Origin of the sequence: Aquihabitans sp. McL0605, assembly GCF_049993875.1 — a bacterium.
Classification (GTDB): domain Bacteria; phylum Actinomycetota; class Acidimicrobiia; order Acidimicrobiales; family Iamiaceae; genus Aquihabitans.
The window spans coordinates 1,565,928-1,574,566 of the sequence record NZ_CP188252.1 but is presented as its reverse complement, the minus strand read 5'-3'; the positions used below and the strand labels follow the sequence as shown (position 1 = coordinate 1,574,566).

Below are 8,639 nucleotides of genomic sequence, written 5' to 3'. Positions count from 1 at the left end.
GTCGTCAGCCGTCGACCGTGGCGGGGGTCGACAGCTCGGAGGTGCTGCCCAGGCCCGACCTCGACGTCCGGTCGATGACCGTCGCCGTGGCCCTGACCGATCTGGTGCCTGTCGCCTTCACGTCGAGCACGAGCGAGCCCGTGCCGCTCGGCGCACCGAGCTCGAACGATCCGAGCAGGATCGCCTGCGCCCCCGGCGCCGTCCCGGCGGGGGTCCCGTAGACCTCGATCCGGTAGCGGGCGCCCGCGGCGCCCGGCAGCGAGACGGTGAGCGTGAGGCGTCGCCCCGACCGCGTGGCCGTGGTGACCGTCGGCGTCGGGGTGTCCCCGAAGCGCAGCCGCGGGTCCAGCGCCGCCGGCAGCCCGGGGCCGCGACCCTCGAACGCATCGGGGAAGTAGTCGGGAGGCACGGACGTGTCGCGCCCGTCGAACAGGTCGATGGCGAGCCCGCGGGAGCCGTCGGCCCGCGCCGGCATCGAGAACGCGTTGCCGATCACCGCCGTGCGCTGGGGCACGAGCGCCTCGCTCAGCGGTGTCGTGGCGCCGAGGAGGCGGCCGATGGCGACGCCGGCGACGGGGTTGCCCGCGATGACGTTCGCCGACCCCGGCTCGGTCCCGCCGATCGTGGTCTGGTCGGCGACCCCGAGGATCCAGACGCCGACCTCGTTGTGGAGGTCGGGTTCGATGCGCCCGCTCGGTGCCGGACCGATCAGGTTGCCCTCGATCCGGGTCCCGGTGGTGGCCGGGTCGAGGGAGGAGATCGCCACGTTCTGGCGCTGGTTGCCCGAGACGACGTTGCGATCCCCGGCCGCGGTCCCGCCGATCGTCGTCTGCTGGGAGCTCGACACCAGGATCCCGGCGACGACGTTGTGCATCACCCGGTTGCCGCGGATCTCGACCCCGGTGCCCAGGGACAAGATGATCCCGGCGGACCCGTTCCCCGCAGGGGTGGACCCGTCGGCGGCGACGCCGATGAGGTTCCCCTCGATCCGGAGGCGTCGGACCTTGTACGGCGCGATCCCGTAGCTGTGGTTGCTCGAGATCACGTTGCCGGTCCCCGGCGCCAGGCCGCCGACCCGCACGTCGTCGGCGTCATCGATCGACAGGGCGCCGCTGCTCGAGCCGGGTCCGGTCCCGTTGCCGAGGGCGGTCCGCCCGTCGGCGCCGACCCCGAGGTAGTTGCCCTCGATGACCCAACCGGACAACGGGTAGGCGGCGTTGTCGTCGTTGGCGGAGATCACGTTGCGGTCGGCGGGGCGGGGTCCTCCGACGCGCAGGCCGGTCGATCCCGTTCCGGCATCGTGGCCGATGCCCGAGCCGGCGTTGCCGCGATCGACGAGGCCGGTTCGATCGGTCCCGAGGTAGCAGCCCCGCACCGCGGCCCCGCGGGCCCCGGCCAGACGGATCGCGGTGCCGCTGAACCTTCCGATCACCAGCCCGCGCACCTGGGAGCCTCCTGCTCCGTGTCCGAGCGTCAGCCCGTCGACCGATGGGCTGCTGGTGGCGAGGCTGCCGTCGATCTCGACCACCGGCGCCCCGTCGAGGGGCCGCGGCCACGGGGCCGTGTTGGCCCGGTAGCCGTCTTGGGTGGTCCCGTCGATGGTGACCGCCTGGGTGATGGTGGGAAGGGCCGACCTCGGTCGGATCGGCCGGGGGCCACCGGCGGCGGGAGGGAGGGCGAAGGCGATGGTGCTGGGGCGGTCACCGGTGTTGGCCTGCTCGATGGCGGCGCGCAGGGTGCAGCGGCCGTCGGCGGTGCGGCACCGTTGGTCACCGGGGTCGGCGTCGGGGAGATCGGCCACCGAGTCGACGGTCAGCACCGACCGGTCCGGCGCCGGGGCCGGTGGTGGGCTCGAACGGTCCTGGGCGTGCTGTGTGCAGGCGGCGAGGAGCGCGGTCAGCGCCAGCACCGTGGCCAGGTGCCGGCGCACGCCACCAGGCCCCCGTCGAGTTGGGCTCATCGAGGCAGGGAAGCTCCCGGACCGGAAGATCGATCCGGCCCCGAGCGCAGCGCCGGCTTCGATCGGGCGAGGACGGCCGCCCGGCGCCCGGCCGGGGTCGCGTAGTACTCCTCGTAGCTCCCCGGAGCCAGCTGGTCGAAGCCGAGGCGGCGGCCGGCGCTGGTGGACAGGGCGCCCGGCTCCAGGTGCTCGAGGATCGTCGGCATGTCGAACCGCTGGCGGATCCAGGGCCGCGAGACGGCCGCGATGATGCAGCGGCGCGGGTGGTCGGTCGTGTTGCGGGTGCTGTCGTGCCACGCCGCACCGTGGAACCAGCACACGGAGCCGGCGGGGGCGACCAGCCGCAGCGCCCGGTGCTCGAAGTCCTCGGGCGTGGGCGGCGCGGCGGTCACCTCGGGATGGAACCGGGTGCCCCCGCTCGCCTCGTCGAAGTCGTCGAGCAGGATCATCAGGCCCAGCGCCGCGAGGAACCCGTCGATGGCGAGGGCGGAGTCGCGGTGCAGGGGCCGGCCCTGCTCGCCGGGGCCCGTGAGGGCGCTCGTCATCGTGTAGAGGTGGCTGTCGCGCCCCAGCAGCGGCTCCGCGGGCTCGTAGATCGGTCCGTCGTCGAGGAGCCGCAGGAACGGTTCGCCGTACACGGGGAGGAACAGCACGCGCCCGAGCTCGGCGGCGAGCCGATCCTCGGGGATCCAGCGGGCGTCCTGCTCGATCGCGGCATCGAGCGCGCCGCGCAGCTCCTCGACGCGATCGGGATCGAGCACCCCCGAGGCGGTCGCGACGTTGTTGCGCTGCAGGTCGGCTGCCACCGCGTCGGCCCAGCCTGGGGTGCCGTGACGGTGCACCGGAACGATCTGCATGACCCCTCGTTCCTCAGCTGATCGCGAACGGGGGTGGATCATACCGGTGGCCGCCGCGCTCGTCGGAACGCGGCGGAGCAGGGAGCTAGCGTCGTGCTCCCGGCGAGGGCCCGGGCGCCGGGGGGAGGCGAACCCGTCCTCAACGCACCCGCCATGGCCTTCACCCGCACCGCAACCGACCAGGACCTAGACGAGATCGAGGCGCTCGCCCGAGCCGACGACTTCGCCCCGCTCCGGTACCTGGCCATGTTCGGGTCGCCCGTCGGCGGGGAGCTGGCGGCCCTCGCTGCTCAGCGCGTCCAACGCTCGGGTCACCTCGTGGTGACGGGGGCGACGGCGATCACCGGCGCCGCCGGCGTGGCGGAGGTCCCCTACCTCGCCGAGCACTTCGGGGTGCCGTTCCGCCACATCGGCCCGGTGGTCACCGCGGATCCCGAGCCGGGGCTCCGGGCCCCGATCGTGTCCGAGCTGCTGGCCGAGATCGTCGCCGAGCCCGATGGCGGCGTGCCGCGCCTCGACGTGCTCCGGGTCGAGGCGGACGATCTGGGGTGCTACCACGCCGCCATCGCCAACGGCTTCCTCCCCTACGAGACCACCCTGACCTGGGTCAACGACCTCGAGCGGGTCCACCTGAACCCGCCCAAGACCAGCTGGCCCGACATCGAGGTCATGCGGATCGGGATCGACGAGGCGCCGTCCGAGGACGCGCTCGCCGGCCTCCGAGGCGGCGGGGCGCTGATCGCCGGCGACCACTACCACAACGATCCCCGGCTCGACTCCGCCCGCGCCGCGTCGCTGTACGAGCGCTGGCTCGACCGGGGGCTCAAGGGAGATGGGAGCGACGTGGCGGTGCTGCGCTACCACGAGGGCGCCCTGATCGGCATCGGGCTCTGGACCAAGTGGCGCGACCTGGAGCCCTTCGGCGTCTCCATGGTCGGGAACGGCTTCGGGTTCCGCGCCGGCTGGGCCCCGCCGGGGACCACCCAGGACTTCTCGTCGATCGTGTGCAACCGGCCGCTGCTCGACAACCGGTTGCTCGAGTGGTCGACCCAGGCGACGAACTACCCGATGGCGAACATGATCTCCCGCGAGCCGAGCATCCGCCTGTGCCGCACCTCGCACGTCCTGCATCGCTGGTCGGACCACCCGTGACCGATGGGTACTCGGTGATCGTTCCCGTGCACGGGAACGCCACCACCCTCGAGGAGCTCCACCGCCGGGTCGCCGCCGTGTTCGAGCAGCGCGACCTGCCGTTCGAGCTGATCTTCGTCGACGACCTCAGCCCGGACGACTCGTGGGACGTGATCTGCTCGATCGCCCGGGTCGACGAGCGGGTCATCGGCGTGCGCCTCGAGGCGAACGTCCGCCAGACGCGGGCGATCTTCGCCGGCATCGAGGTCTCCACGGTCGGTCCGTTCGTGATGCTCGATGCCGACCTCGACGATCGGCCCGAGGACATCGGCCTCCTGCTCGACGCCCACGCCGCCGGGCACGATCTCGTCGTGGCCCGGCGGACGCGCCGCCACCGCAGCACCCTGCGCCGCGCCGGGTCGGCCATCGTCAACGGGTTGATCTCGATCGGCGGGTTCCAGGTGTCCGACCTGGGGTCGTCGTTCATGCTGGCCGAGCGCCCCCTCGAGCACCCGGTGCGGGCGCAGCTCCACGAGACCGGGACGCAGCTGGTCCTGCCCCAGGTGGTGAAGGCGAGCGCCAACCCGACGTGGATCGACGTCGGCTCGAGCGGCAGCCGGTCCCCGTCGGGGTACGGCCTGGTCACCCTGCTCGTCATCGGGTGCGATGTGGCCGGCACCTGGGTGAGCCCTGGGGTGGTGGCGGCGGGCGTCCGCACCGTTCCGGTGCTCGCCGCGGTCGCCATCCCGAACGGTCCGCTGCGGCGGGTCCGCCGCTGGGCGCTCGTGCTGGCGGTGGCCGCCACGGCGGTCGCCGAGGTCGTGCACCGGGTCGGGACCCATCCGTCGGACCGGCTCTACACGATCGTCGACCAGGTGGGCGGGCCTGGAGCCGCCGCCCGCCGCTGACCCGCTACCACCACGCGGTGGGCGAGGCGACCTCCAGGAGCCAGAACGCGAGGCCGCAGCCGACCTGCGCGGCCAGCACCACGGCCACCACGACCTCGCGGCGATCGATCCCTCCGCCGGCCCGGCGGCCCCAGGTCTCGATCACGAGCCGGATGGACTCGGCGAGGAGGACGAACGCGGCGGCCTCGGCACCCCAGAGCAGGTCGCCGTGGTCGGTGCGGCCGTGGATCGCCAAGATGGCGACGAGGCCGATGCCGGCGCCGAACGTCAGCCACGCGAGCACCGCGCTCGGCGTGCGGCGGACCTCGCTCCGGTAGGCGATCGCCACCACCAGCGGGAAGGCGATGCTGGCGAGCAGCATCGGCAGGGCCATCCACGGGCTCAGGCCCCGGCTCGCGAACAGGAGGCGGATCGTCTGGAGCGGATCGATCTGCAGCGTGCCCTGGCCGCGCGAGAGCTGCGCCTGCACCAGGAGCCCGGCGACCGACGGCACGATGAAGCCCAGGGCGAGGTAGCGCAGGGCGACCGGCTCGCGGCGGGCGCGGCGGTAGGCGGCGTAGAGGACGATCGCGGGCAGCAGGCAGATCGTGTAGCTCGGCTTGGCCTGGAGCACCACGATCGACAGGGCGAACGTGAGGGCGGTCCCCCGGAGCCCGGCGCCGCGGTCGAGCCGGTCGACGACCACCCAGAACAGCGCGAGGGCGAGCGGGCGCAGGAGCAGGTACGACGGGTTGTGGAAGACGGTGGGCGTGACGTAGCCGATGAGGAGCTGGTGCCGGGACCACGTCAGCGCGGTGATCGGCCCGGCCACCAGCAGGCCGAGGGTGCCGGCGGTGGCGATCACGGGCGGGGCGACCCGGCGGTGGCCGGCGCCGACGGCTCGGGCGAGGCGCACGTGCACCAGGTCGGCGGTGATGGCCACGGCGAGCAGCAGCACCACCATCCCCGAGATCACCCACGTGTTGGGTCTCGATGCCGCGGTCGGCACGACCTCGCCGACCAGGTGGAACGGGATGAGGCCCCGGACGACGATGGTCAGCTGCTGGAACAGGCTGTAGGGAGCAGGACTCGAACCGGTGAGGGCGAGGTCCTCGGCGAACCGGAGGTGCACCCGCAGGTCGGTCCGCAGGCCCGACCGGGCGATCGCGGGGCCGTAGATGGCCACGGCCAGCACGGCGGTCGCGATGCGCCCGGTGGCCCGCGCCCTGCTGGGACCGGTGCTCACGCGAGCGGGAGATCGGGGCAGGTCGCCTGCGCGTGGCTCAGCAGCGGAGCGAAGGCCACGTCGTTCGCGTTGCTCCGCAGCGGGACGGTGGCCTGCTCCAACGCGGCCGCGGTCGCCGCCCGGCGCGCGTCGTCGATCACCTGCTGGACGATCGCGATGGTGGGTGCGTAGGTGGTGGCCCCGGCCTGGCGCAGCAGGCCGACGGCGTCGTTGAGGTGGTCCACGGTGAAGGTCCGCAGGTCTGACGTGCGATCGCGCATGGACGGGGCGGCCGCGAGCACCTCGAAGTAGCGGAGCAGGGCCTGGCAGGCGGCATCACCGGCCGGCACCGTCGGCAGGGTGGTGGTCGTGGTGGTGGGTGGGGCGATGGTGGTGGTGGTGAACGGCGCGGTCGTGCTCGAGGTCGGGGAGAGGACGCCGTCGGGAAGGGTGGTCGATCCGGTGACCTGGGGCTCCGCCAGGGAGAACGGACGGTCAGAGACCTTGGGGCCGGACGCGTCGTACCCCGGAGCCGACCCGGTGGCGGTGTCCCCGCTCGAGCCGCGCTTGACCAGGGTGACCGAGAGCCCGACGACGAGGAGCACGGCGATGCCGACGATCACCTGCGTCCGGCGTCGGCGCTGACGCCGACGCAGGGCCTCCTCCCATTCCTCCACCACCTGCTGACCCCCGGACCGGGCTTGCGGACGCCGACGATTCTGGCACGCCGCTCGCGCGCCTCGGGAGTCGGCCGACGGGGGTGACGAGGGAGCCGGGGCCCTGGTTTGCCTGGGAGCGCGGCACGCCGTAGAGTCTCCTCCTCGTTGCCCAGAGGCTCCCGCCGATGGGCTGGTATCAGGCTCACGCCTGCAACCGACGTCCTCGTAGGCCTGTTCGCAGGTACCACGAGGCACAACCGAACTGGCGCTCCGCTGGGCTTGGCCCATGCGGAGCGTCCGCGTGAACGGGCCCCGTTCCTCCGCGACCGAAAGACGCATCGCATGGCAACCAAGGCAATCGTCGGCCAGAAGGTCGGCATGACTCAGATCTGGGACGACCAGAACCGGATGATCCCGGTCACCGTCCTCGAGGTCGAGCCGCTCCGGGTGGTGCAGATCCGCACCCCCGAGAAGGACGGCTACAGCGCCCTCCAGGTCACCTTCGGCCACAAGAAGGTCACCAAGCTCACCAAGCCCGTCGCCGGCCAGTACGGCGACGTGGAGCCGGGTGAGCGCCTCGTCGAGCTCCGCCTCGACGACGTCACCGGCTACGAGGTCGGCCAGGAGATCAACGTCGGCACCCTCGCCGACGGCGACATCATCGATGTCACGGCCGTCAGCAAGGGCAAGGGCTTCGCCGGCGTCATGAAGCGCCACGGCTTCGCCGGCCAGCGCGCCAGCCACGGTGCCCACCGGGTCCACCGTGCGCCGGGCGCCATCGGCCAGTGCGCCACCCCCGCCCGCGTGTTCAAGGGCCAGCGCATGGCCGGCCGCATGGGTGGCGACAAGGTCACCACCATGAACCTCACGGTCGTGTCCGCCGACGTCGAGCGCAACCTGCTGCTCATCAAGGGCGCCGTGCCCGGCCCCAAGGGTGGCCTCGTGCTCATCCGTGACGCCGTGAAGGGCGGGAAGTGACCATGGTCGACGTACTCAACTCCACCGGCAAGAAGGCCGGCTCCGTCGAGCTCGACGAGCTGTACTTCGGCATCGAGCCCAACGTGGCCGTGATGGCGCAGGTCGTGACGGCCCAGCTCGCCGCCCGCCGCGCCGGCACCCAGTCCACCAAGACCCGCTCCGAGGCTCGGGGCGGCGGCGCCAAGCCGTGGGCCCAGAAGGGCACCGGCCGGGCCCGGGCCGGCTCCAGCCGCTCGCCGATCTGGCGCGGTGGTGGCGTGGCCCTCGGCCCGAAGCCCCGCAAGTACACGCAGAAGACCCCCAAGAAGATGGTCCGCCTGGCCCTGCGCTCGGCCCTGTCGGATCGGGCCGCCGAGGGCAAGGTCCTCGTGGTCGACTCGTGGAGCTTCGACGCCCCCAAGACCAAGGATGCCAAGGCGGCGCTCGCCGCCCTCGGCACCACCGGCCGGGTGCTCGTGGTCCTCACCGACGGAGACGGCGCGGCGGCTCGTTCGTTCCGCAACCTCCCCGAGGTGCAGATCATCAACTCCCGTGAGCTCAACGCCTACGACGTCCTGGTGAACGACTTCGTCGTGTTCACCCAGGACAACCTGCCCACCTCGGTGTCCACCGAAGCGGCTGCTCCTGCTGAGGAGGACCAGAAGTGAAGGACCCCCGCGACGTCATCATCGCTCCGGTCGTCTCTGAGAAGAGCTACGCCCTGATCGAGCAGAACGTCTACACGTTCATCGTCCACAACGACGCCGCCAAGCCCGAGATCCGCAGTGCGGTCGAGGAGATCTTCGGCGTCAAGGTGGCCAAGGTGAACACCCTCAACCGCAAGGGCAAGGCCGTGCGCAACCGCCGCACCGGCAAGGTCGGCACCAAGCCGTCGCGCAAGCGGGCCATCGTCACCCTCGCCGAGGGTGAATCCATCGACCTCTTCAAGGAGGCCTGATCGCC

9 protein-coding genes are annotated in these 8,639 nt (G+C 72.5%); 5 read left to right on the top strand and 4 right to left on the bottom strand.

Annotated elements, in window-relative coordinates:
* Nucleotides 1–4: 4 nt before the first annotated feature.
* Nucleotides 5–1,960: a right-handed parallel beta-helix repeat-containing protein gene (locus ACPPVX_RS07135; protein WP_426574205.1), complete on the bottom strand. Its 1,956-nt coding sequence runs from the start codon at nucleotides 1,958–1,960 to the stop codon at nucleotides 5–7.
* Complete coding sequence (locus ACPPVX_RS07130) at nucleotides 1,957–2,817, bottom strand: phytanoyl-CoA dioxygenase family protein (protein ID WP_426574204.1); 861 nt, start codon at nucleotides 2,815–2,817, stop codon at nucleotides 1,957–1,959. The genes ACPPVX_RS07135 and ACPPVX_RS07130 overlap by 4 nt, the downstream gene beginning before the upstream one ends.
* A 153-nt stretch (nucleotides 2,818–2,970) precedes the next feature.
* On the opposite strand from ACPPVX_RS07130, the gene ACPPVX_RS07125 reads away from it, so the two are divergent.
* Together ACPPVX_RS07125 and ACPPVX_RS07120 are read left to right on the top strand one after the other, a co-directional pair.
* The gene (locus ACPPVX_RS07125; RefSeq protein ID WP_426574203.1) at nucleotides 2,971–3,969 is read left to right on the top strand and encodes a hypothetical protein; all 999 of its coding nucleotides are present in this window, start codon (nucleotides 2,971–2,973) and stop codon (nucleotides 3,967–3,969) included.
* Nucleotides 3,966–4,856, top strand: a complete 891-nt coding sequence (locus ACPPVX_RS07120; protein WP_426574202.1) for a glycosyltransferase — start codon at nucleotides 3,966–3,968, stop codon at nucleotides 4,854–4,856. The genes ACPPVX_RS07125 and ACPPVX_RS07120 overlap by 4 nt, the downstream gene beginning before the upstream one ends.
* Nucleotides 4,857–4,860: 4 nt before the next feature.
* Here the strand turns inward: ACPPVX_RS07120 and ACPPVX_RS07115 are convergent, their stop codons facing one another.
* Entirely contained in the window at nucleotides 4,861–6,081 is a 1,221-nt protein-coding gene (locus ACPPVX_RS07115) for a hypothetical protein (RefSeq protein ID WP_426574201.1), read from the bottom strand.
* Nucleotides 6,078–6,683, bottom strand: a complete 606-nt coding sequence (locus ACPPVX_RS07110) for a hypothetical protein (RefSeq protein WP_426574200.1) — start codon at nucleotides 6,681–6,683, stop codon at nucleotides 6,078–6,080. The genes ACPPVX_RS07115 and ACPPVX_RS07110 overlap by 4 nt, the downstream gene beginning before the upstream one ends.
* A 378-nt stretch (nucleotides 6,684–7,061) precedes the next feature.
* On the opposite strand from ACPPVX_RS07110, the gene rplC reads away from it, so the two are divergent.
* The 3 genes from rplC to rplW are packed head-to-tail and all read left to right on the top strand — an operon-like array spanning nucleotide 7,062 to nucleotide 8,634.
* On the top strand, nucleotides 7,062–7,697 hold the full coding sequence (gene rplC / locus ACPPVX_RS07105) for a 50S ribosomal protein L3 (protein ID WP_426574199.1): 636 nt from the start codon (nucleotides 7,062–7,064) through the stop codon (nucleotides 7,695–7,697).
* A gap of 2 nt (nucleotides 7,698–7,699) precedes the next feature.
* On the top strand, nucleotides 7,700–8,344 hold the full coding sequence (gene rplD / locus ACPPVX_RS07100; protein WP_426574198.1) for a 50S ribosomal protein L4: 645 nt from the start codon (nucleotides 7,700–7,702) through the stop codon (nucleotides 8,342–8,344).
* Nucleotides 8,341–8,634, top strand: coding sequence for a 50S ribosomal protein L23 (gene rplW / locus ACPPVX_RS07095; RefSeq protein ID WP_426574197.1), 294 nt, complete (start codon nucleotides 8,341–8,343; stop codon nucleotides 8,632–8,634). The genes rplD and rplW overlap by 4 nt, the downstream gene beginning before the upstream one ends.
* The last annotated feature ends 5 nt before the right edge of the window (nucleotides 8,635–8,639 follow it).